The sequence below is a fragment of the Sphingobium sp. B8D3B genome (assembly GCF_025961875.1).
Classification (GTDB): Bacteria; Pseudomonadota; Alphaproteobacteria; order Sphingomonadales; family Sphingomonadaceae; genus Sphingobium.
The window spans coordinates 363518-389698 of the sequence record NZ_JAOQON010000001.1 but is presented as its reverse complement, the minus strand read 5'-3'; the positions used below and the strand labels follow the sequence as shown (position 1 = coordinate 389698).

The 26181-nt window shown below is 64.9% G+C and carries 27 protein-coding genes and 1 pseudogene; 17 read left to right on the top strand and 11 right to left on the bottom strand.

All coding sequences use genetic code 11. The features are described from left to right. Positions 1-33: 33 nt before the first annotated feature. From pyrE to lepB, 4 genes are read left to right on the top strand one after another with little or no spacing between them, the layout of a single operon-like run. Complete coding sequence (gene pyrE / locus M2343_RS01830; RefSeq protein ID WP_264575376.1) at positions 34-612, top strand: orotate phosphoribosyltransferase; 579 nt, start codon at positions 34-36, stop codon at positions 610-612. Next, positions 609-1367 (top strand): pyridoxine 5'-phosphate synthase, encoded by a 759-nt coding sequence (locus tag M2343_RS01825; RefSeq protein WP_264575375.1) that lies wholly within the window; start codon positions 609-611, stop codon positions 1365-1367. The genes pyrE and M2343_RS01825 overlap by 4 nt, the downstream gene beginning before the upstream one ends. Continuing rightward, the gene (gene acpS, locus M2343_RS01820; protein ID WP_264575374.1) at positions 1364-1765 is read left to right on the top strand and encodes a holo-ACP synthase; all 402 of its coding nucleotides are present in this window, start codon (positions 1364-1366) and stop codon (positions 1763-1765) included. Before M2343_RS01825 ends, acpS begins: the two co-directional genes overlap by 4 nt. A gap of 14 nt (positions 1766-1779) precedes the next feature. Beyond that, positions 1780-2697: a signal peptidase I gene (lepB, locus tag M2343_RS01815; RefSeq protein WP_264577469.1), complete on the top strand. Its 918-nt coding sequence runs from the start codon at positions 1780-1782 to the stop codon at positions 2695-2697. A 25-nt stretch (positions 2698-2722) separates the two neighbouring features. On the opposite strand, the gene M2343_RS01810 is transcribed toward lepB, so the two are convergent. Next, on the bottom strand, positions 2723-3334 hold the full coding sequence (locus M2343_RS01810) for a TetR/AcrR family transcriptional regulator (protein WP_264575373.1): 612 nt from the start codon (positions 3332-3334) through the stop codon (positions 2723-2725). Positions 3335-3411: 77 nt separating this feature from the next. Here M2343_RS01810 and M2343_RS01805 point away from each other — a divergent pair, with 77 nt between their 5' ends. Beyond that, the gene (locus M2343_RS01805; protein ID WP_264575372.1) at positions 3412-3774 is read left to right on the top strand and encodes a darcynin family protein; all 363 of its coding nucleotides are present in this window, start codon (positions 3412-3414) and stop codon (positions 3772-3774) included. 81 nt (positions 3775-3855) lie between these two features. Here the strand turns inward: M2343_RS01805 and M2343_RS01800 are convergent, their stop codons facing one another. The 3 genes from M2343_RS01800 to M2343_RS01790 all read right to left on the bottom strand — a co-directional run bounded on the left by M2343_RS01800 (position 3856) and on the right by M2343_RS01790 (position 6606). Beyond that, positions 3856-4422 carry an FKBP-type peptidyl-prolyl cis-trans isomerase gene (locus tag M2343_RS01800; protein WP_264575371.1) on the bottom strand — a complete coding sequence of 189 codons (567 nt, stop codon included), beginning with the start codon at positions 4420-4422 and terminating at the stop codon, positions 3856-3858. Between the two features lie 67 nt (positions 4423-4489). After that, a complete protein-coding gene (gene rpsU, locus M2343_RS01795; RefSeq protein WP_181560196.1) occupies positions 4490-4696 on the bottom strand; it encodes a 30S ribosomal protein S21 in 207 nt (68 codons plus the stop codon). Positions 4697-4872: 176 nt separating this feature from the next. Further along, complete coding sequence (locus M2343_RS01790; protein ID WP_264575370.1) at positions 4873-6606, bottom strand: bifunctional metallophosphatase/5'-nucleotidase; 1734 nt, start codon at positions 6604-6606, stop codon at positions 4873-4875. 174 nt (positions 6607-6780) lie between these two features. Between M2343_RS01790 and M2343_RS01785 the strand changes: the two genes are divergently transcribed. From M2343_RS01785 to M2343_RS01750, 8 genes are all read left to right on the top strand, one after another. Beyond that, the gene (locus M2343_RS01785) at positions 6781-7539 is read left to right on the top strand and encodes a class II aldolase/adducin family protein (protein WP_264575369.1); all 759 of its coding nucleotides are present in this window, start codon (positions 6781-6783) and stop codon (positions 7537-7539) included. Between the two features lie 58 nt (positions 7540-7597). After that, positions 7598-9700, top strand: a complete 2103-nt coding sequence (locus M2343_RS01780; RefSeq protein ID WP_264575368.1) for a prolyl oligopeptidase family serine peptidase — start codon at positions 7598-7600, stop codon at positions 9698-9700. 10 nt (positions 9701-9710) lie between these two features. Beyond that, complete coding sequence (locus M2343_RS01775; RefSeq protein WP_264575367.1) at positions 9711-10271, top strand: (2Fe-2S)-binding protein; 561 nt, start codon at positions 9711-9713, stop codon at positions 10269-10271. 121 nt (positions 10272-10392) lie between these two features. Continuing rightward, on the top strand, positions 10393-11334 hold the full coding sequence (locus M2343_RS01770; RefSeq protein ID WP_264575366.1) for an RcnB family protein: 942 nt from the start codon (positions 10393-10395) through the stop codon (positions 11332-11334). 148 nt (positions 11335-11482) lie between these two features. Then, positions 11483-12172: a prolyl hydroxylase family protein gene (locus M2343_RS01765; protein ID WP_264575365.1), complete on the top strand. Its 690-nt coding sequence runs from the start codon at positions 11483-11485 to the stop codon at positions 12170-12172. Positions 12173-12333: 161 nt separating this feature from the next. After that, complete coding sequence (locus M2343_RS01760; protein WP_264575364.1) at positions 12334-12774, top strand: RcnB family protein; 441 nt, start codon at positions 12334-12336, stop codon at positions 12772-12774. A 186-nt stretch (positions 12775-12960) separates the two neighbouring features. Continuing rightward, positions 12961-14793 (top strand): DUF885 domain-containing protein, encoded by a 1833-nt coding sequence (locus tag M2343_RS01755; RefSeq protein ID WP_264575363.1) that lies wholly within the window; start codon positions 12961-12963, stop codon positions 14791-14793. A gap of 141 nt (positions 14794-14934) precedes the next feature. Beyond that, positions 14935-15369 (top strand): hypothetical protein, encoded by a 435-nt coding sequence (locus M2343_RS01750; protein WP_264575362.1) that lies wholly within the window; start codon positions 14935-14937, stop codon positions 15367-15369. Between the two features lie 54 nt (positions 15370-15423). Here the strand turns inward: M2343_RS01750 and M2343_RS01745 are convergent, their stop codons facing one another. Then, positions 15424-17025 (bottom strand): lysine--tRNA ligase, encoded by a 1602-nt coding sequence (locus M2343_RS01745; protein ID WP_264575361.1) that lies wholly within the window; start codon positions 17023-17025, stop codon positions 15424-15426. 179 nt (positions 17026-17204) lie between these two features. On the opposite strand from M2343_RS01745, the gene M2343_RS01740 reads away from it, so the two are divergent. Next, positions 17205-17564: a PilZ domain-containing protein gene (locus M2343_RS01740; RefSeq protein WP_264575360.1), complete on the top strand. Its 360-nt coding sequence runs from the start codon at positions 17205-17207 to the stop codon at positions 17562-17564. 15 nt (positions 17565-17579) lie between these two features. Here the strand turns inward: M2343_RS01740 and M2343_RS01735 are convergent, their stop codons facing one another. Next, positions 17580-17792, bottom strand: a complete 213-nt coding sequence (locus M2343_RS01735) for a hypothetical protein (protein WP_264575359.1) — start codon at positions 17790-17792, stop codon at positions 17580-17582. Beyond that, entirely contained in the window at positions 17789-18238 is a 450-nt protein-coding gene (locus tag M2343_RS01730) for a DUF983 domain-containing protein (RefSeq protein WP_264575358.1), read from the bottom strand. The genes M2343_RS01735 and M2343_RS01730 overlap by 4 nt, the downstream gene beginning before the upstream one ends. Positions 18239-18318: 80 nt before the next feature. Here M2343_RS01730 and M2343_RS01725 point away from each other — a divergent pair, with 80 nt between their 5' ends. The 3 genes from M2343_RS01725 to M2343_RS01715 all read left to right on the top strand — a co-directional run bounded on the left by M2343_RS01725 (position 18319) and on the right by M2343_RS01715 (position 23095). Then, the gene (locus tag M2343_RS01725) at positions 18319-19692 is read left to right on the top strand and encodes a PLP-dependent aminotransferase family protein (RefSeq protein WP_264575357.1); all 1374 of its coding nucleotides are present in this window, start codon (positions 18319-18321) and stop codon (positions 19690-19692) included. A gap of 83 nt (positions 19693-19775) precedes the next feature. Further along, a complete protein-coding gene (locus M2343_RS01720; RefSeq protein ID WP_264575356.1) occupies positions 19776-22547 on the top strand; it encodes an ATP-dependent DNA helicase in 2772 nt (923 codons plus the stop codon). Further along, entirely contained in the window at positions 22544-23095 is a 552-nt protein-coding gene (locus tag M2343_RS01715; RefSeq protein ID WP_264575355.1) for a SixA phosphatase family protein, read from the top strand. The genes M2343_RS01720 and M2343_RS01715 overlap by 4 nt, the downstream gene beginning before the upstream one ends. Positions 23096-23335: 240 nt before the next feature. Here the strand turns inward: M2343_RS01715 and M2343_RS01710 are convergent. The 4 genes and pseudogenes from M2343_RS01710 to plsX all read right to left on the bottom strand — a co-directional run. Continuing rightward, positions 23336-23611 (bottom strand): annotated as a pseudogene (locus M2343_RS01710) (MerR family transcriptional regulator); the annotation flags it as partial. Between the two features lie 85 nt (positions 23612-23696). After that, entirely contained in the window at positions 23697-23993 is a 297-nt protein-coding gene (locus M2343_RS01705) for an integration host factor subunit alpha (RefSeq protein ID WP_264570883.1), read from the bottom strand. Between the two features lie 156 nt (positions 23994-24149). Continuing rightward, on the bottom strand, positions 24150-25121 hold the full coding sequence (locus M2343_RS01700) for a beta-ketoacyl-ACP synthase III (RefSeq protein WP_319799381.1): 972 nt from the start codon (positions 25119-25121) through the stop codon (positions 24150-24152). Then, positions 25118-26164: a phosphate acyltransferase PlsX gene (gene plsX, locus M2343_RS01695; RefSeq protein ID WP_181560212.1), complete on the bottom strand. Its 1047-nt coding sequence runs from the start codon at positions 26162-26164 to the stop codon at positions 25118-25120. Before plsX ends, M2343_RS01700 begins: the two co-directional genes overlap by 4 nt. Between the last annotated feature and the right edge of the window lie 17 nt (positions 26165-26181).

Below are 26181 nucleotides of genomic sequence, written 5' to 3'. Positions count from 1 at the left end.
TCTGCGCCGCTCTATATAAGAGGTCGGGGAAACATGACAGAATCGGAAGTGCTCGCTGAATTTCGCGCCTGTGACGCGCTGCTCCAGGGGCATTTTCTGCTGTCCTCGGGCAAGCACAGCGCCAACTATCTGCAGTGCGCGCGCGTGCTGATGAATCCCGAGCGCGCCGGCCGCATCGCCGTTGCGATCGCCCAGTCTATCCCGCGTGATATTCGCGCCGCCATCGACGTCGTTGTCTCGCCGGCAATGGGCGGCATCATCATCGGCCACGAGATGGGCCGGGCGCTGGGCTGCGATGCGCTGTTTCTGGAGCGGCCGCAGGGCACCTTCCTGTTCCGTCGCGGTTTTTCGCTGATGCCCGGCCAGAAGGTGCTGATGGTCGAGGACGTCGTGACGACCGGCCTCTCCTCCCGCCAGGCGATGGAAGCGGTGCGCGCGGAAGGCGGCGAGGTCATCGCCGAAGCCGCCGTGGTCGATCGCTCGGCCGGCGAGGCCAATCTCGGCGTGCCCTTCTTCCCGCTCGTGAGCCTCAACTTCCCCGTGTACGACGCTGACGATCTGCCGCCCGAACTGGCCGCGATCCCGGCCACCAAGCCGGGCAGCCGGGCATGACAGCAATGGCGGACCAAGGCGGCCGCCACCTGCGCCTGGGCGTCAACATCGATCATGTGGCGACCATCCGCAATGCGCGGGGCGCCTCGTACCCCGATCCGGTCCGCGCCGCCCTGCTCGCGCAGGAAGCCGGCGCTGACGGCATCACCGCACATTTGCGTGAAGATCGCCGGCACATCACGGATAAGGACATTGCGCGCCTCTCCGCCGAGCTGGAGATCCCGTTCAATTTCGAGATGGCCGCCACGCAGGAGATGCTCGAGATCGCACTGCGCCATAAGCCGCACGCCGTCTGCCTCGTGCCAGAACGTCGCGAGGAGCGCACCACCGAGGGCGGGCTGGATGCGGCCGGGTTGCACAATCACCTCGCGCCCATGGTCGATCGGCTCGGCGAAGCGGGCTGCCGTGTCTCGCTGTTCATCGAGGCCGATCCGCGCCAGATCGATGCGGCGCTGCGCCTCAAGGTGCCAGTGGTGGAACTGCACACGGGCAAATATTGCGAAGTCGAAGGCCCCGAACAGGCTGCGGAGCTCCGCCGCATCACCGACATGGCGGCGCTGGCCGCCAAGAACGGCATCGAGCCCCATGCCGGCCATGGCCTGACTTACGAGAATGTCGCGCCGATCGCAGCGATTCCGCAGGTCGCTGAACTCAATATCGGCCACTTCCTTATCGGCGAGGCGATCTTCTTGGGCCTGCGCGACAGCGTGGCGCAGATGCGCAGGCTGATGGACGAGGCGCGCGGCCAGGCATGATCGTCGGCCTGGGCTCTGATCTCTGCAATATCGAGCGAATCCAGGCTTCTCTGGACCGGTTCGGAGCGCGATTCGAGCAGCGGGTGTTCACCGATCATGAGATCGCCCGAGCCAATCGGCGCCCGTTTACCAAGGCCGGCACACTCGCCAAGCGCTTCGCGGCCAAGGAGGCCTTCAGCAAGGCAGTCGGCACCGGATTCAAGGCCGGCGTCTTCATGAAGGACATTGGCGTCGTCAATCTGCCCTCCGGCGCACCGACGCTTGCCCTCACGGGCGGCGCCAAAGCGCGACTGGATGCCTTGACCCCGCCCGGCGCCAGCCTATTTGTTCACCTGACATTGACCGACGATCATCCCTGGGCGCAGGCGTTCGTCATTCTGGAGGCGCGCTTTCCGTGACGGATGAGGCATCGATCAAGGCGCAGGAAACGCGCCGGAAACGCGCTGACAAGAAGACCGATTGGGTCGGCGAGATCAAGAGCATCGTGTTGCTGCTGGCGGCGGTGCTGGCGTTCCACAGCTTTGTGGCCAAGCCTTTCTACATCCCATCCGAATCGATGATGCCGACCATGTTGGTGGGCGACCGGCTCATCGTCTCCAAATATGCCTATGGCTGGTCCTACGTCTCCCCGACGATTCCCAATCCGGCCGCGATCCTGCGCACGACGTTGCTCGGCGGACCGCCCGAGCCCTGGGGTGTCACGCTGCCGTTCATGAACGGGCGGGTTTGGGGCAAGATGCCCGAGCGCGGCGACATCGCGATCGTGACGCCGCAGAACAGCAACGAGGATTATATCAAGCGCGTCATCGGCTTGCCCGGCGATCTGCTGGAAGTGCGGGACGGCGTGGTGATCCTCAACGGCAAGCCGGTGAAGCAGGAGGCCCTGCCCGCCATGCGGATGCCGGTGGACGCCAACAGCCGCTGCGATCCACGCCAATTCCCCGGCGCGCTCGAAACCCAGCCCGATGGCACACAGGTGTGCGTGCTCCCGGTGCTGCGTGAGACGCTGCCCAATGGACGCAGCTACACGATCATCGACATGGGCGCACGCGAGACCGACTGGTACGGCCCGGTGCGCATCCCCGCCGACCATGTATTCCTGATGGGCGACAATCGCGACAATAGCGCGGACAGCCGCGTCTCCGCCGCAATGCAGGGCCTTGGTGGCCCCGTGCCTTGGGAGTCGCTGGGTGGACGTGCGGAGTTCATCACCTTCTCGCTCGACGGCTCGACGAAGCTTAATCCTGCGACCTGGATCAGCAGCTTCCGAAGCGGACGCGCGGGCATGTCGCTGCACCCTGAAGAGACAGCAGGTTCGGCGCAGCGCTGAGCGCTTTTGCGGTAAGAGCGGCTCCTCACCGATAGCCGAGATAGCCGCGCACGGCCCGACCGACGCGTTCTTCCAGACCGGGCCGGTCCAACTCTCCATGCGCACCAGCCGCATCGACCATGCCCTTGATGATCGCGAGCATATCCTGCGCGGCGAGCGCCGTATCGGATTGGGGTGGAAGGTCCGAGCGCTGTAACACGCTGGTGACGATCTCGCGGAGCCGCACGCCCACCGCGTGAATCGCCGGATCGAGCGGTAACCGGGCCTCCTCGATATCAAGAAGGCGCGCCAAAACGGGGCGCCGGAGTTGATGCGCGACCGCTGCCGCGATGAGCAGGGCCAGCGCCGCCTCCCCCGTCTCGGCCGTTGTCGCCGCCTCCCAATCAGCGATCAGCAGCGCGGTTTCCCGCAAGATCAGCGCGCCGATCAGGGCGTCCTTGCCCGGAAAGTATTGATACAGCGACCCGATGCTGACGCCGGCGCGCTCGGCAACGGCATTGGTCGTCAGTCCGCCGAGTCCCTTTTCCTCCAGAATGCGAGCCGTCGCTTCGACGATGGCCTTCACCGTCTCCAAAGAGCGGCTCTGCCGGGGCGATTTTCTGGGGATGGAGCGCTGCTGGGAGGAGATGTTGGTCATGCCATCAATGCGAGTAGCCAATCTTGAGCATTTACTCGCATTTAGTCCGCGCAGACACAGACTGACAAGGACCTATCATGACCAATGCAAGCCTTTCGTTCGAACCCACCCTCACCGTCTTCATGCTCGTCAAGACGTCGCCCGAGTGGCTCGGCTTTCCCGTCGACCAGCGCTTCGCGCTGCTGAACGAGCAATTCGCGCCCATTCTGCGCAAGCACGCCGGCAAGGTTGCGCTGCGCTTCTTCGACGTGGAGTTCTACGCGACGCGCGTCACCGACATCTGGATGTGGGATGCGATCGACCACCACGCCTACCAGTTGCTGGTCGAGGACCTGCGGGAAACAGCCTTTTGGGACCGTTATTTCGATATCGTCGAAATTCTGACCGGTGTCGAAAATGCCTATGCCAAGAATTATGGCCGGCCGGTCATTGGCGGATGAGGCGTTTAACAGGATGACGGCCCAGATGCCGGGCCGGGATGGGATGTGTGAAGCGGGCGCCGGATCGGCGCCCTTTCACCATCAGGGCTGCGGCATCTCCGGCGCGCCCGGCGGCATGGCACCCGGGGCGCCCGGACCTCCGCCCTGCTGCTGCATCATCTGCTGCATCTGCATCATCTGCTGGGCCTGCATGACCTCGGCGCGGGTTTTGAATTCGAGCAGCTTGATCTCGAACTGAAGCGGCGTGTTCGGCGGGATGACGCCACCCGGAGGGGGGCTGTCGCCATAAGCCAGCTCGGCGGGGATCCACGCACGGATGCTGCCGCCGCGCTTGAGCAGGGTCACCGCCTCGGCAAAGCCGGGGACCAGCGACTGCAGGTCCATCGGCGCGCTCTCATTCTCGTCGAACACCGTGCCATCGGGCAGCGTGCCCTTATAGGCGACGAGCGCAAAATCATCGCGGGTGGGGCTTTCGCCCGACCCTTGCGTGATCATCTGGTAGCGCAGGCCGCTGGCGGTATGCCCGAACTGGCGGCTGCCAGCCCAGGCCAGCACCGCTGCAACGGCCAGCACCAGCACGACCGCAAGCCAAAAACGACGAACCGAACCGCGCCTGATGGGCTGCAAGGGAACCGCCGTGACGGACATGGGCCGTGCCTCTTCTTACTGAAACCGGGAGAATCAACAGGGCCGCAAGCGCGGCCCTGAAAGTAACTTAACGGGCGCCGTCGCGCTCTGCGCGCTTGCGCTCCAGCTTGCGGGCACGACGGATGGCCGCAGCCTTCTCGCGCGCACGCTTCTCGGAGGGCTTCTCATAGTGACGACGGAGCTTCATCTCGCGATAAACGCCCTCACGCTGCAGCTTCTTCTTGAGCGCCCGCAGCGCCTGGTCGACGTTGTTGTCGCGCACGATGATTTGCATAAGCTCGTCAGTCTCCAGTTCTATCGCTTGTCCGCAGGGACCGGAGCACACTCCGGACGCGGTATCAATCTGCCTAAAATAACATACGCCGCGACAATCTGCCACGGCGGAACGGGCTGCCCTTATCAGGGTGACCTTACCGGATCAAGACCGGAAAGGCTTGGAAAAGGCCACAATCATTGCGGTGTGACATTGCGGATGCGGTCCAGGGCAGGGGGGCCGCGATGCGAGTCGCTGGCGATATACACCTCCAGCGCGTCCACATCCACCGGCCCTTCGGCCAGCACCGGCGCCGGCGCGAACAGCCGCAGCCCATCACCGCCCTGCGCGATGAAATTGTTCATGGCGACCCGATAAGTCCCCTCATCTCGCAGCGCCGCGCCATTCAGGCGGATGTTGAAGACGCGTGCGCCGGCGGGACGGCTGGCGTCGAACTCATAGCTGAATCCCCTGGAAACGCTGAGAATCGACGGGCGATCGCCACGGGTGAACTGCTGCTCCAGCGCGGCACGGATGTCTGCGCCCGAGAGCTGCTTGACGAGCACCACATTGCCGAAGGGCTGCGCGGAGTAGAGATCGCCAAAGCGCACGCTGCCATCGGCCAAGGGCGCGATAGGCGCGCGGAGCCCACCGGGATTCATGAGGGCCAGCTGCGCCCCGCCCCGCTCCGGCGCTTGCACGGAGGCCAACTGCGCATCGGCGATGAAGTTGCCGAGCGTGCTCTGGCCGCTCACATCGGCGATCTGGGTCAGGCTGCCGGCCAGCTTGCCGACGACTCGGTCGCTCACGCTGGAGGCCGCCGTGCGATAGCGGGCCACGAGATCGGTCAGCTCGGGCTGGGCGACAGGCGCATCCTCGCGCTGCTCCACAAGAAGGTTCTCGGCCCGCTTATCGACCAGCCGATGTGCGGCGACATCATAATCGAGCGTGATGCGGGTGAGCAGCGTGCCATATTGACCCGCGCTGGTGGCGAGCAAGGGTCGGCTGGGATCAACCGTGCCATAGCGGCAGACATAGGCCTGATGGGTATGGCCGGAAATCACGAGATCGAAAGCAGGATCGAGCCGCGCCATGATCTGCGTCAGCGGTCCGGAGAGCGAGCCGCAATCGCCGTGATCGCCCTCCCCACCCGGATAGCCGCCTTCGTGGATCAGCAGCACCAATATCTCTGCCCCGGCCTGCTTGAGCGCGGCGACATAGCTGTTCGCCGCCTCCGCTTCATCAAGGAAGCGCAGATTGGCGACACCGCTGGGCGCCACAATCTCCGGCGTACCCTTGAGCGTGACGCCGACAAAGCCGACGGTTACCGTCTTGCCACCAGCGAGAGCAAAGCGCTTGAGGCCATAGGCCGGGAACAAGGTCTGCCCATCGGCCTGCTGCACGTTCGCCGCTAGAAAGCCGAAGCGCGCGCCGGGGAAATCGCTCATCACCTGGCATGGCTGCAGCCGCGTGAACTGGGTACAGCCGCCGGTCTGCATCCGGCGCAGCTCGTCCGGCCCGCGATCGAACTCATGATTGCCCACCGAGTTGAAATCGACGCCGACGGTGTTCATCACGCGGATCGTCGGCTCATCGAGGAAATGGCCGGAGATGAGTGGCGAGGCGCTGATCATGTCGCCGGCGGAGACCACGGCGCTGTTGGGATTCTCGGCCCGCAGGCGGGAGACGGCCTGCGCGAAGTGGATCGCCCCGCCCGCTGCCGTGCGCGGCGCATCGGCTGCGGCGCCCGGCGGGAGTACGGTCTGCCCGACAGTATCGATATGGCCGTGAAAATCATTGAAGGCGATGATCTGCAGCCGCGCAATACTGTCGCCAGCCGGGGATGCGGGCCGCTGCGCAGTCTGTGCGCAGGCGCCAAGCAAGAGAAGGCCGAGCGGGAGGCTGGCGCGGATCATCGAGGAAAATTGCATCGTCACTCGTCCATAGCTGGCGAAAAGCGGGTCTCTGTTAGCAGATGCTCCGGGTCATCGCAGTGACAGCGGCACAGGCCGCCGCCTTTCGCTCGACAACCCGCCCTCTCCCGCGCATCATCCAAGCCATCGCCCCACGAGACCCAGGAGGGTCCGGCGCAAGGAGAGAGGATCATGGCTACAGCCGCCCAACCACACCCGATGAGCGATGCCGAATGGCAGGCCCGCCAGCAATTGGCCGCCTGCTACCGCATCTTTGCGCATATGGGCTGGGACGAACTGATCTATAATCACATCTCGCTGCGCGTGCCGGGCGAAGAGCAGGCGTTTCTCATCAACCCTTTCGGCCTCCATTATTCGGAGGTCAAGGCATCCAATCTCGTCAAGATCGACATTGACGGCAACACGCTGGATGGCAGCCCTCACCCGGTCAACCGCGCAGGCTTCGTGCAGCACAGCGTCTTCCACCGCCATGTGCCGGATGCGCATTGCATCATCCACACCCATACCACGGCGGGCATGGCCGTCTCATCCACGCAGGAAGGGCTGCTGGCGACGAACTTCTATGCCGGCTTCCTGATCGGCAACATCGCCTATCATGATTTCGAGGGCGTGACGGTGCGGCCGGAGGAAGGCGCGCGCCTCGTCGCCAATCTGGGTGACAAGCGCTTCATGATCCTGCGCAACCATGGCTTGCTGGTGATGGGCCAGACGTTGCCGGAGGCATTCCTGCGCTATTTCGTATTCGAGCGGGCCTGCGAGATCCAGCTGGCAACGCGGCAGGCCGGCACGCCGCTGATCATCCCGGACGAGGTGCTGGCGGTGCATAAGCGCGACATGTTTTCGGCCATTCCGGCCGAGCGGTTCGGGATGCTCGACTTTGCCGCGATGGTGCGCGTGATCGACCGGATCGACCCAAGCTGGCGCGACTGAGCATTGCTCCGGCACGCCGCTGGTGGCAATCAGGGGCGTGTTTCCGGGAAGATTCTCCATGAAGGTATTGGCAATGGCGGCTGCGATCACCCTCGCAAGCGGAACGACGGCGGCTACGACAGACACTGTGGCGCAGGACGACCCCTTCCTCTGGCTCGAGGACTGGCATGGCGAGAAGTCCATGGCCTGGGTGGAGGCGGAGAATGCGCGCACCGTGAACGTGCTGCAGAACGACCCGAACTACCCCGGCATGGTGAAGGACGCGATCGCCATCGCCACCGCGACCGACCGCATCCCGATGCCGAGCCTGATCGGCGGGCGCATCTATAATTTCTGGCGGGATGCCGCGCATCCGCAGGGCATCTGGCGGCACACCAGCGCCAGCGAGTATGCGCAGGCCAGCCCGCGCTGGACGACCGCGCTCGATCTCGACGCGCTGAGCAAGGCCGAGGCGAAGAAATGGGTGTGGAAAGGCGCGACCTGCCTAGAGCCGGATGAGCGGCGTTGCCTGATTTCGCTCTCTGACGGTGGCGAGGATGCCACCGACATTCGCGAGTTCGATCTCACCACCGGCACCTTCGTCAAGGGCGGTTTTGCGCTCTCCACGTCGAAGCAGGGTGTCGACTGGGTGGATGCCGACACGCTCATCGCCTCGCGCGACTGGGGCGAAGGCACGCTGACGGCATCGGGCTATCCGTTCGTCGTCAAGACGCTGAAGCGCGGCGCGCCGCTGAGCGATGCCACAGAGGTGTTTCGCGGCGCGAAGGAGGATGTCGGCGTTTGGCCGGCGGTGCTCAACGATGGCGCGGGCAATCGAGCAGTGTTTCTGGTGCGCTCGCGGACCTTCTTCGAGAATGATTACATCCTCGTCACGCCGCAGGGCGTCCGCAAACTGCCGCTGCCGGCGAAGTCCACACTCTCGGGCATGATCGCCGGCCGGGTGATCCTCAAGACCAGCGAGCCTTGGCGCAGCGGCGGCGTGAACGTGCCGACCGGCAGCGCGGTGGCGATCTCGCTCGATGATCTGCGCGCCGAGCGAACGCTGGTGCCTCAAATATTGTTCGCACCGGGCGCCCGGCAATCGGTCGAGCAGGTCGCCACGACCCGCGACCATGTCATCCTCGCCACCACGGACAATGTGCGTGGTCGCGCTGCCGTATTGACGCCGACCGCAACGGGCTGGACATCGACCGCGCTGACCCTGCCCGACAATGCCTCTATCGGCATCGCGGCGGCCAGCGACCGGGACAATGCGGCCTATCTCTCCGTCACCGGTTTTCTCCAGCCGACGACACTCTGGCAGATCGATGCCGCCAAGCCGGCGCCGGTGCAGGTGAAGGCCCTGCCAGCGCGCTTCGATGCCAGCGGGCTGGTGGTTGAGCAGTTCGAGGCCAGTTCTACCGACGGAACGAAAATCCCCTATTTCATCGTCCACCGCGAGGGCATGGCGCGCGATGGCAGTACCCCGACGATCATGACGGCTTATGGCGGGTTCGAGGTTTCCTACACGCCGTCCTACTCGGCGCTGATCGGCAAGCTCTGGCTGGAGCGGGGCGGCAGCTTCGTCGTCGCCAACATCCGTGGCGGCGGGGAATTCGGGCCGGCCTGGCATCAGGCGGGGCTCAAGACCAAGCGCCAGATCATCTATGATGATTTTGCTGCCGTGGGCCTGGATATCTTCGCGCGCAAGCTCTCCAGCCCCAAAAAGTTCGGCATCTTCGGCGGATCCAATGGCGGACTGCTGATGGGGGTGGAGTTCAACCAGCACCCAGAGCTATGGAATGCCGTGGTCATTCAGGTGCCGCTACTGGACATGCTGCGCTTTGAGCAGATCGCCGCCGGGCCGAGCTGGGTCGATGAATATGGCAGCATCTCGTTGCCGGAGGAAAAGGCGTTTCTTGAGACCATCTCGCCCTATCATAATGTGGTGAAGGGCAAGGCCTATCCTGAGCCCTATATCTGGACGACGACAAAGGACGACCGCGTCGGCCCGCAGCACGCTCGCAAGTTCGCGGCGCGGCTCAAGGATTATGGCATCCCCTACCTCTTCTACGAGGACACAGCAGGCGGCCATTCCGGCGATGCGGACATCGAGCAGAGCGCCCGGCTGAAGGCGATGGAGATGGTCTACTTCACCCGCAAGCTCGTCGACGGCAAGTGACGCGGGGCCGATGACCAAGTTCACCGTCAACGACCGCCCGGTCGAATATAAGATGGACCCGCAGACGCCCTTGCTGTGGGCATTGCGGGACGCCTCCAATCTCACCGGCACCAAATATGGCTGTGGCACGGGCGACTGTGGCGCCTGCATAGTCGACATTGACGGTCTCGCGATCCGCTCCTGCCAGGTCACGATCGCCGCGATGGAAGGCCGGTTCGTCACAACCATCGAGGCGCTGTCGCCCGATCGCAGCCATCCTGTGCAGCAGGCCTGGGCAGCGCAGATGGTGCCGCAATGCGGTTACTGCCAATCCGGCATGATCATGGCGGCCTCCGTGCTGCTGCGCCGGAACAGCAACCCGACCGACGCGCAGATCGACGGGGCGATGACCAATATCTGCCGCTGCGGCACCTATCCGCGCATTCGCGAGGCGATCAAGCAGGCGGGGCGCATCATGCGTGGCGAAGAGCGCGTCGCGGCCGCGCCGGCACCGGGCATCGCTCCGGCAGACGCCGCGCGTCATGTGCCTGCTATGACCCCGCCCAGTGATGGGCGCTCGACGGCCGATTGAGCGTCCCGCTGCGAGACAAGCTTTCGCATCGCTGTCAGCAATGTTCAGCATGACGACAGCGGGCTTGTCGTAAACACATCCTTAATGGCGAACAACCGCCTGCTTTGAGGATGTAACCACGATGAGCCGTCTTTTGACCTTCGGCCTGCTGGCTTCCACCATGCTGGTCACGGCGCCGGTTGCTGCGCAGGAGCGCAGCGCCAACCGCGGCGACTGGATCCGCAACCAGAACCAGCAACAGCAATCCGCGCCCCGGCAGGATGGCGGCGATCGCCGGCGTGACTGGTCGGGACAGCGCGGTGGACCGTCGCGTGGCGAAGGCATACGCCCGCAGCCGGCTCCGCAGCAGCGCCCGCCCGCTACGGTGACCACGACCCGCGTCGCGCCGTCCGATGCGCCCCGCCCCAATTGGCAGGACCGTCGCGCACCCGACCAGGCCGGACGGCCCGACAGGCCCGAGCAGCGCGAGCGTCCCCGCGATCAGCCGCGAAGCTGGAATGACACCAGCCGGAACAATGCCAACTGGCGTGACGACAACCGCCAGCAGGCGGAGAACCGCGCAGAATGGGAACGTCGCCGCGAGCAGGCCAATCGCGATGGCAACCGCACCGACTGGCGGGACCGCGACGATGCGCGCCGCTGGGATGGTCGCCGCGACAATGACTGGCGACGCAATGACAGCACCAGCCGGGACCGCGCCGACTGGGAGCGGCAGCGCCTGAACGAGCGCCAACGCTGGGCCGACCAGCGCCGCTGGGACAATCGCTGGCGCAACGACCGGCGCTATGACTGGCAGCGCTACCGTACGCAGTATCGCTCGGTCTACAGGATGCCGACCTATTACGCGCCCTATGGCTGGAACTACGGCTATCGCCGTTTTTCGATTGGCATCTACCTGAACGACATGCTGTTCGGGCGGAATTACTGGATCAGCGATCCCTATGAGTACCGCCTGCCGCCCGTATACGGCTCGCTGCGTTGGGTGCGCTATTATGACGATGCGCTGCTGGTCGACACCCGCGACGGCTATGTCGTCGATGTGATCCACGACTTCTTCTGGTGAGCGGGTCGGCGCCCGCATCAAGCCCTTCCTGAGCGGCCTTCAGGAAACACTGGGCCGGTTCCCGCTTCGGCAGGGGCCGGTCCTTTTTTGGATGCGGGCGCACCGCCTCCCCTTGCTAAGCCCGGGATCGGGATGGCAGGAGACAGGCATGAAGCAAGATTGGCCAGATGACGCGGAACTTCCCTCGCAAGCCCGCGCGGAGATCGGCGTTCGCGTGCGCCAGCGCCTCTCCCGCAACCCGATGATCAGCCGTGTACAGACCGAGCGCGCCGAGATGTTCCTGCGCCACGGACTGGTGACGCCCAAGGAATGCACCGAGCTGATCGGCAAGATCGATGTCGGGTGCAAACCCTCCAAGCTGTTTTCCGGCACCGAGTCGGCGTACCGCACCAGCAGCAGCTGCAATCTCGATATCTACGATCCGCTCGTGGTCGCGGTGACGAAGCGCATCGATGCGCTGATGGGCATCGAAGGCGACTATGGCGAGCTGCTGCAGGGCCAGCGTTATTACGAGTCTCAGCAGTATCAGCTGCATTGCGATTATTTCCCCGCGAAGGTGCACTATTGGCCGGCGATGCGGGCGACTGGCGGACAGCGCTGCTGGACGGCGATGGCCTATCTGTGCGACGTCGAAGCGGGCGGCGAGACGCAGTTTCCGCGCTTGGGCGTAACGATCCCGCCCCGCACCGGGACGCTGCTGATCTGGAACAATATGACCGCGGACGGCAGCCCCAATTACGATACGCTGCATGCGGCCCTGCCCGTCACCAAAGGCGCCAAATATGTCGTGACCCGCTGGTATCGCGAGCGCCCGTGGGAACCGCGTAACAAGCCCTGACTCCGCGCTCCGCCACGCGGGGGAACCTCCGACAAATTGCGACACTTATGAGCGAAAGCTGACACAGGCGTTCGAGCGCCATTCAGCCCGTCGAGCCGATAAGGATCAGGCGACCAAGGCCGCAGAACGAGGCGCCTGGCCGGCACTGAAAGGAGTGTCACATGATGAAAAAGTTTCTGCTCGGCGGGCTTGCAGCCCTCACCCTCATCCCCACCACCGCGATGGCCCAGCCCTATCATGCCCAGGACCGGCAGGATGTGAGGGAAGCTCGTCGCGACGTGAACGACGCCCGTCGCGATGTTCGCGATGCCAAGCGTGACCTGCGCGACGCCCGCTGGGACTATCAGCGCGAGGTGCGCGACTATAATCGCGAGCGCCCCTGGCGCGCGGCCCCGTTCAAATATCAGAACTTCAAGGCAGGCGTCGCCATCCGGCCTGTCTATTACGGTCGCAACTATGTCGTGAATGACTGGCGCCGCTTCCACTGGGACGCCCCCCGTGCGAACCAGGTCTGGGTGCGCCATTATGACGACGCGCTGCTCGTGAACACGCGCACCGGCAGGGTCGTGAAGGTGATCCACAACGCCTTCCGTTACCGCTGACCACGCGTCCCTTTTCGGGATGGGAATGAAGAGGGCGGCGCCGACATTCGGCGCGGCCCTTTTTTGTGCGGCTGAGCATGCTTTCGCGCGACGAAACGAGCCGGTCGAGCGTTGTGATGAACCGCGCGCGGCGCTACGCATCGATGCATGCGATCCCCCGATCGACCTTCCCGGAAAGGACTTCCCATGTTCCGCGCCCAGCGCCTTACCCGCAGCCTCTCGTTGCTGCTTGCCGCCGCCGCTTCCGCCACGCCCCTGCTGGCCCAGACGCCTGCGGCGCAACCCGCCGGCCAGACTGCCTCGAGCGAGGATCAGCGCCTGACCGCGCTGTTCGCCCGCGCCAACGAGGCCACGCTCGCCAACAACCCGCTCGACGCGCTGTTTCGGGGTGATATGCGCCATGCCGACCGCATGGGCGATTATATCAGCGATGCCTATTTCGCGACCGAGCGCAAAATCGCGCAGGACAATCTCGCCGCTCTCCACGCAATCAACCGTGACCGGCTGAACGCCCAGAACAAGATCGCCTATGATGTGTTCGAGTGGGAAGTGCAGGACAAGCTGACGAAGCTCAGCCCGCCGCTGGTCAACATCAGCGCGGTCATTCCGATCAATCATTTCACGGGGCTTCACACCTTCTACCCGACCTTGTCGTCCGGCAAGGGCGCGGCGCCGTTCAAGACGCTCGCCGACTATGAGAACAACCTCAAGCGCCACAAGGACTATGTCCGCTATCTCGACCGCGCGATCGGCCGCTTCCGCGAGGGCATGGCGAACGGCGTTGTCGAGACGAAGCTGACCATCGGCAATACGATCTCGCAGCTCGACGCCCTGTTGGCCCAGCCGGTGGACGAGTCGCCTTTCTACCAGCCGGTGAAGGATTTTCCCGAGGACATCGCGCCGGCTGACCGCCAGCGGTTGACCAAGGCCTATCGAGATGCGCTGATCAACGAGATCAACCCCGCCCAGAAGCGGCTGCGCGACTTCCTGAAAGCGGACTATCTGCCGGTGGCACGCGAGGGCGTTGGCCTCAGCGCCATGAAAGGTGGCGCGGAGCTTTATGCCGCGCTGGTCAAGAGCATGACGACGCTGCCGCTCACGCCGGATTATATCCACAATCTCGGCCTTTCGGAAGTCGCGCGCATCCGCAGCGAGATGGAGCAGGTGCGGGACGAAGTGGGATTCAAGGGCACGCTCGGCGCCTTCTTCACCCATTTGCGCGAGGCCCCGGAATTTCACCCCAAGTCCCGCGAGTGGATGACGGAGGAATTCTACCGCATCGGCAAGATCGTCGATGAGAAGGTGCCGAGCCAGTTCTCAACGCTGCCCAAGGCCAAGCTGGAAATCCGGCCCTATCCCGAATTCCGCGAGAAGTTCGAGGCTGGCGGTTCCTACGAGAATGGCACGCCCGATGGCACGCGCCCCGGCGTGTTCTACTTCAACGCCTATGACCTGCCCTCCCGCAGCATTCCGGGCATGACGACGCTCTATCTGCACGAAGGCGCGCCGGGCCATCACTTCCAGATCAGCCTCGCGCAGGAAAATGCCAGCCTCCCCGACTTCATCCGCTTCGGCGGCAACACGGCCTATGTCGAAGGCTGGGCGCTGTATGCCGAGACGCTGGGCTATGATTTCGGCCTGTTCAAAGACCCCTATCAGCGCATGGGCCATCTTGACGACGAGATGCTTCGCGCGATGCGGCTGGTGGTGGATACCGGCATCCATTCCAAAGGCTGGACCCGCGATCAGGCCATTGCATACATGCTGGATAACAGCTCAATGGGGAAGACGGACGCCACCGCCGAGGTCGAGCGGTACATCGCCATGCCGGCCCAAGCCCTCTCCTACAAGATCGGTGCGCTGACCATCCAGCGGCTGAAGAAGAAGGCGCAGGCGGCGCTTGGCGACCGGTTCGACGTCAAGGCCTTCCACGATCAGGTGCTGATGACCGGCGCGCTGCCGATGAGCGTGCTGGAGCGCAAGATCGACGATTGGATTGCCCACGCCAAGGCTCGGTAATCGGCTGCGCCCTGTGTGCACCCGGTGGCGCCGCCCAAGCGAGAGCCACCGGGATTGACCCCGACATCGGCCTCAATCACTATTGCAATTCGTTCGCAATAGCATATCCTGCCAGCCTTCATTCTGCTGGAAGGGGTCGCCATGACCAGGGATTTATCCGCTTTTTTCACCTTTCGGGACCTGCGGTCCTTTCCGTTGACGGCCATGCACCTCATCATGGCCGCGCGGCTGTGCATTATCTACAGCCAGTCAGGCCGTGATCCTGTGCCGGACCTCGCCGTCCGCTTGCGGTCCATGGATGCCGCCCGGCGCGTCATTCTGCTCGTGCGGGGATTGCAGGAGGGCTGGCCCGAGCATTTCCTTGTGCATCGCCCCTGCGCGATGACGCTCAGCCCTGACGAGGCGCTGCTTGGCGATCTGGCGGTGACGGCGATCCAGGGCGACGAGGCGGAAGCCACGCGCCTGCTGCGCGAGACGCTGCCCTGCGATGTCACGCATTTCCTCTTTCACCAGACCGTCGCAGCCGTGGGGGCGATCCGGTCCGCACAGTTGCAGCCGCATCGTCCCGCGAATTGATGCGGCTGCTGAACGCGGGGAACGTTGGAGGGTAGCTCACCCCCGTTCTACTGATTATGCGGCTGCCAAATCCAGCGCCTGGGCAATCAGCTTGCGGCTGTTTGCAATGCCATAAAGTGCGATGAAGCTGCCCATGCGCGGCCCCTGCTGGGCGCCGAGCAAGGTCTCATAGAGCGCCTTGAACCAATCGCGCAGTTGCTCGAAGCCGTAATGCGGGTCCTTGCCGATTTCGTAGACGATATTCTGGATGTCCTCGGCCGAAGCGTCATCCGGCAAGGCGGCGAGTTGGGCATCCAGTTCGCGCAGGGCCTGCGCTTCGTTGGCCTCCGGCGCGCGGCGCTTAAGCGTGGGCGCGACGAAATCGCGATTATAGGCCAGCGCATTGCGCACGAGGCCGGCGACGCGCGGATAGCGCTCCACCGAGGCATCGGGCGCGTAATTGCGCAGATAGGCCCAGACCTGATGCTCGGTCGCATCGGCGCCCATGACGCCGACCAGATTGAGCAGCAGGCCATAGGTCACCGGCAGCGGATCGTCCGTCACCTGCCCGCCATGCACGTGGTGGACGGGATTGCCGAGGCGCTTGTCCACGGCCTGCGTCGCATAGGCGGAGCGGAACTGCTCATAATCATCGACCGCGCGGGGGATGACGCCGATGTGCAGCGACTTGGCCGCCTTGGGCTCGCGATAGATATAGAAGGCCAGGCTCTCTTCCGAGCCATAGGTCAGCCACTGTTCGATGCTGAGACCATTGCCCTTGGACTTGGAGATCTTCTCCCCCTTCTCGTCCAGGAACATCTCGTAGTTGAAGCCCTCGGGCGGGCGTCCGCCGAGCGCGCGGGCAATCTTGGAGCTTTGCGTGACGCTGTCGATCAGGTCCTTGCCGGCCATTTCATAATCGACGCCGAGCGCTACCCAGCGCATCGCCCAGTCGACCTTCCACTGCAGCTTGGCGCCGCCGGAGAGGATGCTCTGCTCGATCGTCTCGCCATCATCCTCGAAGCGGACGATCCCGGCATCGGCGTCGACGACCTCGACGGGGACCTGCAGCACGATGCCGCTTTTGGCGCTGATCGGCAGCACCGGCGAATAGGTTGCCTGCCGCTCCTTGCGCAGCGTAGGCAGCATGATGTCCATGATCGCCTGATAGTTGCGCAGCACGTTGCGCAGGGCGTCATCGAACTGGCCCCCGCGATACATGTCGGTCGAGGAGACGAATTCGTAATCGAACCCGTAGCGATCGAGGAATGCGCGCAGCATCGCGTTATTGTGATGCGCGAAGCTCTCATATTTCTCGAACGGATCGGGCACCTGGGTGAGCGGTCGGCCGAGATGTTCGGTCAGCATTGCCTGATTGGGGACGTTGTCCGGCACCTTGCGCAGCCCGTCCATATCATCGCTGAACGCAATGAGCCGCGTGGGCGCGCCGGTGATTTCCTCATAGGCATGGCGGACCATGGTGGTGCGCTGCACCTCGTTGAACGTGCCGATATGCGGCAGGCCCGAGGGGCCATAGCCGGTCTCGAATAGCATCGGCGCTTCGCCCGGCTTGCCCTGCGGATAGCGCTTGAGCAGCTTGCGCGCTTCTTCATAGGGCCAGGCCTTGGAGACCTTCGCGGCCTCCCGCAGTTGAGCGGCATAATCAGCATCAGTCATGCGGCGAGCCTCTAGCGCCAAGAGCGCGCGCGCAACAACCAAAAAGGCCGGAGAGCAAAAAACAGAAATGCGACGAAACGAAAATTTTACCAATTGGTGTAAGACATCGTGAACGTCCGCCGGAGACGCAAAACCCCTGGGGAGGGGAGAATCGGGTGGGCTTGTGTGGGAGTCTCACCGTGGACCATAAGATCGACCGGCCGCAGCGCGTCTGCGTCCAAGTTCCTGTTATCATAACGACCGTGCTCGACGTGCAGGAGGCCACATTGGTGGACCTGACCGAGGACGGCGGCCTGATTTCAGGATGCAGCCTGAGCGAAGGCACACGCTTCCAGATCGATTATATGAGCGAGACGATCTATGCCCAGTCCATCTGGCATGAGGTTGACCGTACCGGCTGCCGGTTCATTTTCCCGCTAAGGGATGGCGCGCTCTATCAGCATCTCGAACTGGCCCGATCAGCCCTTTTTGCGGAAAGTGCGGCCTTCGCGGATGTGAGCGCTAGCCCAATCCGCGGTTTTGGGCGCCGCCTCGCCTGAGTCCCGTCTTTTACCTCAACATTCCTCGCCGACGAGCCGCCGGCCGTTGCGCCGGACCGGGGGGCCGGATTCTGGCTGGAGAATCTTGAGCAGAGCAAGCGCGAGCCTGACTTCCACGAAATCATCACCCTCGCCCGTGGCCACGCGCTGAGCCTCTTCGGCAAAGCCGCTGTCGCGCAGATGCTGCGCTGCGGCCTTGCGGGCCACATCGATGGGCACAGCCGTCACGGCCGGTCGCCCGAAGGCGCCACCAGCGGACCATCCGCGCCATAAGGGCGCCAGGGTTGCGACACCCGCCCTTCCCGCGCCTTGAAGAAATACTGGCTGCAGATCAGCCAGCCCTTGAGCGGCTGCAACGGCAGGATGCAGGTGGCGAGCACCAGCGGCAGGGTGGTGACCAGATGCAGCCACAGCGGCGGATCGGCCTTTACCTGCAGCACGAGAGCGAAAACGACCGCAGGCACGCAGGCGAAGCAAATCACGAAGAAAGCGGGGCCATCGGCCGGCTCGGCATAATCATATGAGAGCCCGCAGACCTCACAGGAGTCGCGGATCGTCAGGAATCCCTTAAATAGCCGGCCCTGCGCGCAGCGTGGGCAGCGGCCGCGCAACCCGGTGCGCACGGGGTCATGCCGAGGCCCGTTTTCTTGCTCTTGCGTGGTCAGGTTCGACATGGCGATTGCTCCATTTCATTTGGCAATCAGATAGGCGATATGTAGGCTTCATCCTACCATACATAAAGCGGGCGCTTGCCATGCAGAACTGGGTTGCCCTGATCCGCGCCGAGAATCTCCGCGCCGACCACGGGCCAAAATATGCGGCCATTGCCGATGCCCTCCGCGGCGCGATCCACTCCGGCGAGTTGCGACCCGGAGAACGCCTCCCCGCGCAGCGCGATCTGGCCGCGCAGCTCGGCGTGGACCTGACGACGGTCACCCGCGCCTACACGCTGGTGCGCGAGGCCGGGCTGATCGAAGGCGCCGGGAAGCTCGGCAGCTTCGTGCGCAACGACATCGCCCTGCCCCGCTTTGGCGAAACCGCGAGCGACCGAGGCATGAATGTACCTCCGCAGCCGGGCTTCAACCTGCTTCCGCAGGCGATCCACAATGGCATGGCCAGCCTGCTGCGCGCCGGTCGCCATTCCCCGATCCTCCAGTATCAGCCAAGCCTCGGCAACATCGCGGACCGCGCGCAAGGGGCCGAGCGGCTGGCGGCGCTCGGCTTGCCGAGCGAGGCGGACCAGATCGCCATCACGGCGGGCGCCCAACATGCCTTGCATGGGCTGGTCCACAGCATTCTGGAGCCGGGCGACCGCCTGTGCTGCGCGCCGTTCATCTATCCCGGCATGATCGCGCTGGCGCGGCGACGGGGTCTGGTGCTGACGCCCGTCGCTGTCGATGACGAGGGGCTGGTGCCGGATGCGCTGGACGCAGCCCTGCGCGAGGGCGCGCGCGCCGTCTATCTCACGCCCACCAATGACAATCCCACCTGCATCACCATGGGATTGCGGCAGCGGGAGGAAATTGCCGCCATCATTGCCGCGCATGGCGCGACGCTGATCGAGGACGATGCCTATGGACAGCTCTGCCGCGCTGCCCATCCGCCCTGCGCAGCGCTGATCCCGGCGCAAAGCTGGTATATTGCCGGCACGTCCAAGCTCATCTCGCCGGTCTTGCGCGTCGCGCATGTTCGCGCGCCCTCCGCAGAGCAGAATCTGCAACTGGGCGCGGCGCTCGGTGACAGCGCCGTGATGGCGCCGCCGTTGAACGTCGCGCTGGTCAGCCACTGGTTGCGCGAAGGGCTGTTCAGCGCGCTGATCGATGGCGTGAGGGACGAAGCGGTAGTGCGGCACCGGCTCGTGACGCGCCATCTGGGCGGCCTGCCCTACCGGATGCAGCCCGAGGGCTACCATCTCTGGCTGGACCTGCGGGATGCCAGCGGACGGGCGCTGGATATCGACGCGCTGATCGGTGTGCTGGGCGGCATGGGCCTTTCTGCCGTGTCCGGCAGTGCGTTCGCCATTGGAGATGGCCCGTCCACGCATATCCGCCTGTCCGTCGGCGGCGCGCTCGACCATGGGGCGATCGAACGTGCGCTGCGGCACCTCCGGGACCGACTAGGGCGCTGAGCCCCACCCCCGGCCGGCGGTTATGCGGTAAAATAACCGAACGGCGCGTTCCCCTTATGGACCAAGCACGCTATGGCTGTTGAGTGTCCCCATCCCATCCGATCCTGCCGGGCCTGCCACCGGCGCTCCATGCCAGCCATGCCGGCATCTGGCTGACCGATGGCAGCGGCGAACAGACCATCGGGCTTGGTCGCGGACAAGCCCTCGCGCGCGCCGCGGATACGCCGCTTCTGCTGGTCAACGCGCCGTTGCTGGGATCGCGACTGGGTTATGCGGATCTCTCTGGCCTCGACTTGCTGGAGCTATTTGCCTTCCTCTTCCCCGCCCAGTTCGTGATTCCCACAGTGGCGGGGCTCGCCCGGGCCATGGGTCTGGCGCCGCCGGCCGGCGATGCCGAGGCGGCCCGGCTCATTCCGCAGATTGCCAGTTCCATGCTGGGCTGGACCGAGCGGGCCGACTGGGCGGAGCGCGAAGGCGCCTGGACCAGCCTCAATCAGCTCGAGCGGCTGCGGTGGAGCTGGGCGCCGCTGCTGCGCCCGCGCATTCGCCAACCGGCTGAGGCCGAGCGATGGCTGTTTACGCGCCTGCCGCAATGGGAGGAGCAGGCGCCCCGCCCTGCCCCGCGCCCCGTGACCCTCGACGAGGCGGATGTGCTGGCGCGCCTGCGCAGCCTGACCGGCAGCGGCGCCGAAACGCGGCAGGGCCAGCGGGATTTCGCCGCCGCCGCCTCCGGCAGCTTCGCGCCCCGACCGCGTGAGGACACGCCCAATGTCGTGCTGGCGCAGGCGGGCACAGGCATTGGCAAGACGCTCGGCTATCTCGCGCCCGCAACGCTGTGGGCCGAGCAATCCGGCGGGACGGTGTGGATCGCCACCTACACCAAGGCCCTACAGCGCCAGCTCGACCGCGAAACCCGGCGCCATTATCCCGACGATGCCGCCTTCCGCCGCCATGTCGTCATTCGCAAGGGGCGTGAGAATTATCTCTGCCTGCTCAACCTGGAAGATGCCCTGCAAGGCGGCTTCGCCGGGCGCGCGGCGGTGCTGGCGCAGTTTGTGGCGCGCTGGGCGGGCTACACGCGCGACGGCGACATGGTCGGGGGCGATCTGCCGGGCTGGCTGATGGCCCTGTTCCGCCGCGCGGGTGCGACAGCGCTCACTGACCGGCGCGGCGAGTGCATCTATGCAGGCTGCCCGCATTTCCGCACCTGCTTCATCGAGCGGGCGACCCGCGCCAGCCAAAATGCGGACATTGTGATCGCCAATCACGCGCTGGTGATGATCAACGCTGCGCGCGGGCGGGAAGCCCAAGGCACGCCAACCCGGATCGTTTTCGACGAGGGGCACCATCTGTTCGATGCGGCGGACTCGACCTTCGGCGCGGCACTCACCGGGCGCGAGGCGATCGAACTGCGGCGCTGGATCATGGGGCCGGAAAGCGAGCGCAAGGGGCGCCGGCGCGGCCTCGCCGCCCGTCTCTCCGATGTCGCGAGCTATGACGAGGAAGGCGCCGAGGCCATCGACGCCGCACGCGAAGCCGCTCGCGCCCTGCCGGGCGAGGACTGGCTGCGCCGCGTCGTCGAGCATGGCGCCGAGGGAGCGATCGAGGCGGTGCTCGCCGCCGTGCGCGACACCGTCTACGCCCGCGCCGAACGGGACGGACGCGACACCGATCCGGGCTATGGGCTGGAAGTGGACCTGAGCGAAGCGGACGGCGCACTGATCGATGCTGCCACGGATGCGGCGCGCGCGCTGGAGGCACTGCTGGGGCCGCTCCAGCGGCTGGGCAAGCGCCTCGTCGCCGTCATTGAGCTGGCGCCGGACTGGCTGGATGGCCCGGCGCGCGCGCGCATCGATGGCGCGATCTCCGCCCTTGGCTGGCGGTGCGATCTGCTGCGCGCCTGGATTGCGCTGCTGCTGCGCGTCGGTGGGCCGCCCGAGCCCGCCTTTGTCGACTGGCTGGCAGTGGATCGCGTCGAGGGCAAGGAATATGACATCGGCCTGCACCGCCACTGGCTGGACCCGACCAAGCCGCTGGCGGAGACGGTGATGCGCCCGGCCCATGGCGTGCTCGTCACGTCGGCGACGCTGCGGGCCGGCGGCGATACCCAGACGGCCGTCGAGCGATCGGGCGCGGTGCACCTCGGCCGCGCGCCGCAGTGGTTCGAGGCGGCCAGCCCCTTCGACTATGCGCGGCAGAGCGAAGTGCTGATCGTCACCGACATCAAGCGCGGCGATCTGCCCGCGCTGGCCGGCGCCTATGCCCGGCTGATCGAGGCGGCGGGCGGCGGGACGCTGGGGCTATTCACCGCCATTCGCCGGCTGCGCTCCGTGCAGAAGCGCATTGCCGATCGGCTCGCCCGTGCTGGCCTGCCGCTCTATGCGCAGCATGTCGACCCGTTCGACCCCGCAACCCTGATCGACATGTTCCGGGACGATCCGCGCGCTTCCCTGCTCGGCACGGACGCGCTGCGTGATGGGATCGACGTGCCGGGCGATTCGCTGCGGTTGGTGGTGATGGAAGGCGTACCCTGGGCCAAACCCTCGGTCCTCCACGCGACGCGGCGGCAAGCCAGTGGTGAGCCGACCGCCTATGACGATCGGCTGGTCCGCGCCCGCCTCGCCCAGGCATTCGGACGGCTGATCCGCCGGGGTGACGACAGCGGCCAGTTCGTAATGCTCTCCTCGGCCATGCCCAGCCGATTGTTGAGTGCTTTCCCCGCCGATGTGCCCATCCTGCGCATTCCGCTCGATGAAGCCATCGCTCGCGTACGCTCACGCCTTGGTTCCTCGGCCGATATCGGGCAGAGACCGCTGGACGGATCTTATGAGACTAGGGTGTCCACCAAGGAATGAAGACGGTTATCGTTCTGCGCCATGCCAAGTCCGACTGGAGCGATGCCGCGCTGCGGGACTTCGACCGCGGGCTGAATGGCCGCGGCGAACGCGCGGCAGCCGTGATGGGCCAATGGGCCGCCGGTCACGGCGTAACCTTCGAGACGATCATCGCATCACCCGCCGTCCGCGTGACGCAGACATTGGCACGTTTTCGCGACGCTTATGGCCCCTGCCCCGAACCCATGCGGGACATGCGGCTCTATCTGGCTTCTGCCGGAACCATAGCAGAGGTGTTGAGCGAAACCGCGCCGGACCGGGCCTCGGTTCTGTTGGCCGCCCACAGTCCCGGCCTTGAGGATTTCATCCTGACGGCCAGCGGCCAAGAGCAGCTGGCCGGACTGCGCGCATCCGTCGAAACGAAATTTCCGACCGCCGCCATGGCCGTGCTGACCTTCGATGTGGCGGGCTGGGCGGACCTCGCCAGCGGATTCGCTGATGCGGCGACGCTTGAAGCCTTTGTACGGCCACGCGATCTGGATCCGAGTCTGGGGCCGGACCAGCGCTGATTCGCATCACCGGCAGGCCGCTCGACCGGGGTTGAGCGCCTCCTCGAGATTGTTGCGGATCACCCTTAGCCTTGCGATCACCGTGGAGATGTCCGGCGAGGCCGGCGCGGGCGGGCGGATCGGCCGATCGACGCCCGCCCCCGAAAACAGGTCGTCCATTGCGGTGCGTGTCGGACTGGGACGCCCGTCACTCGCTGCCGGCGGAGGCGCTTGCATGAGCCGCTCAGCGGGTTGCGCTGCGTCTGCCTCAGGGGTGGAAGGCGCCGACGCCGCCTTGCGCACGCCGGCCAAGGCCCGCTGCGCACCTGGCACAGTAAAGCCTTCCTCATTCAACAGTCGATGAATCCGACGCGCAAGTTCCACGTCCGCTGGCCGATAATAGCGGCGATTACCAGAACGCTGAAGCGGACGAAGCTGCGGGAACCGGGTCTCCCAGTAGCGCAAGATATGCTGCGCCACGCCCAGTTCACGAGCCAGCTCTCCAATCGTCAGAAACGCGCCGTCATCTTTGGCCATGCCTTATTCTGCAACGAGATAGGCGAGCGGGTCAATCCGCGACCGACCGCACGAGCCCATCACGCGACAGTTAACCGTGAGATATTCAGGCGCCGGCGACGCGTTCGCGCAGCGTCTGGCTAGGCCGGAAGGTGAGAACCCGCCGCGGCGTGATCGGCACCTCGACGCCGGTTTTCGGATTGCGCCCGACGCGCTCATTTTTGTCGCGCAGCACAAACGTCCCAAAACCGGAAATTTTGACATTCTCGCCTTGCTCAAGTGCCTCACTCACAAGGTCGAGCACCTGCTCGACAATCTGCGCGGATTCAGACCGCGAGAGGCCGATCTGGCGGTTGAGCCGATCAGCGATCTCAGCGCGGGTCAACGTGTCTTCTGAACTCATTTCGCCCCCAAATAACGAAACCAAGCGTGCCCTGTCCCCCAACAGGCCACATCGCAGTCTCTGCGGCAGAAACTCTTACAATGCAATCGGCAAGAATCGAAACAAGCCGCAGTTATTTCGTGATATTATTGAAAAATAAGATTATCAGAACACGGGCTAAAACCGCAGGGCACTCGCGCCCCAGGTGAAGCCGCCGCCCATCGCTTCCAGCACGAGGAGATCGCCCCGCTTGATGCGCCCATCCCGCACGGCGGTATCGAGCGCCAACGGGACCGACGCGGCCGAGGTATTGGCATGCTGATCGACGGTGACGATCACCCGCTCCGCTTCCAGGCCCAGCTTGCGCGCCGTGGCATCTAGAATGCGGGCATTGGCCTGATGTGGGACCACCCAGTCGATATCCTCGACTGCGATATCGGCCGCCTCGAGCACTTCGCGGAGAACCTGCGCAAGGTTGACGACCGCGTGGCGGAAGACGTCCTGCCCCTTCATCCGCAACTTGCCGACCGTTCCGGTGGTCGAGACGCCGCCGTCGGTATGGAGCAGGCAGTTATGCCGGCCATCGGCGTGGAGGCGACTGGCGAGAATACCCCGCCCGGCCTCCTCATCGGTATCCTGCCCGCGCAGCAGCACGGCGCCCGCGCCGTCGCCGAACAGCACGCAGGTGCCGCGATCTTCCCAGTCGAGCAGCCGGCTCATCGTCTCCGAGCCGATCACCAGCGCGGTCTTTGCCGCGCCGCCACGGATCATGTTGTCCGCCACCGTCAGCGCGTACAGAAAGCCCGAGCACACGGCCGCCACATCGAACGCGACGCAATCATTGATGCCCAAACCGGTCTGAACGCGCGTGGCCGTCGCCGGGAAGGTCTGATCGGGCGTCGTGGTCGCCAGAATGATGAGATCGACCTCGGTGGCCGGGACATTTGCCGCCTGCAAAGCCTTGCGCGCCGCCTCGACCGCGAGCGTGGAGGTCGTTTCGCCCTCCCCGGCCAAATGGCGAGCATGAATGCCGGTCCGCTCGACGATCCACTCGTCGCTCGTGTCCACTGTCTGCGCCAACTCATGATTGTCGACACGGCGCCGGGGCAGGGCGGACCCGGTCCCTTCGATCACGGACCGCAAGGTCATTTGGCGACCAGTTCCTCTTTTCCAATAGGCCCAACGCGGGCGATGTCCTGCGCGATGCGGGCACTCAGATCTTCCTCGACCAGCCGCGCGGCGACGTGGACGGCGTTGGCGATGCCCTTTTCGTCGGCACTACCGTGGCTCTTCACCACCATGCCGTTGAGGCCAAGGAAGACGGCGCCATTATGATTGTTGGGATCAAGATGCACCTTGAGCAGGTGCAGCGCCGGCTTGGAGAGCAGGAAACCGGCCTTGGAGCGCAACGAGCTGGTAAAGGCACGGCGCAGCACGTCGGTGACGAACCGGGCGGTGCCTTCAGCCGTCTTGAGCGCGATATTGCCGGCAAACCCCTCGGCGACGATCACATCCGCATCGCCCGAGCCGATCTTATCTCCCTCGATGAAGCCATCGAAGCGGAGCGGCAGGCCGATGCCCTTGCGAAGGACCGCAGCGGCATCGCGAATTTCGTCAGTGCCTTTGAGATCCTCTGTGCCGATGTTGAGCAGGCGCACGCGCGGCATCTCGAGATCGAGCACGACACGGGCGTAAGCGGCGCCCATGACCGCGAATTCAACGAGATTGCGCGCGTCGCACTCGGTGTTCGCACCGAGATCGAGCATGACGACATCATTGTCGCCCAGCGTGGGCAGGAATGCCGCCAAGGCGGGCCGGTCGATCCCCGGCAGCGTGCGCAGAGCAAGCTTGGCAATCGCCATCAGCGCGCCGGTATTGCCGGCGGAGACGGCAGCCTGCGCCTCGCCGTTCTTCACAGCCTGAATCGCCAGGCCCATCGAGCTCTGGCGGGACTGGCGGATCGCCTGACTGGGCTTGTCGCCCGCGTTCACCACCTTGTCGGTGTGAACGATTTCAGCGGCTTGCGAGAGATTGGGGTGGTTGGCGAGCGCGGCACGAATCCGCGTCTCGTCACCAAAGAGCAGAAATTGCAGCCCTTCATGCCGACGACGCGCCAAGGCAACGCCCGCGATCATCACGCGAACGCCCTCGTCACCGCCCATCGCATCAATCGCGATCCGCGGCGTCTTCACAGCATGATTCCCCGGTC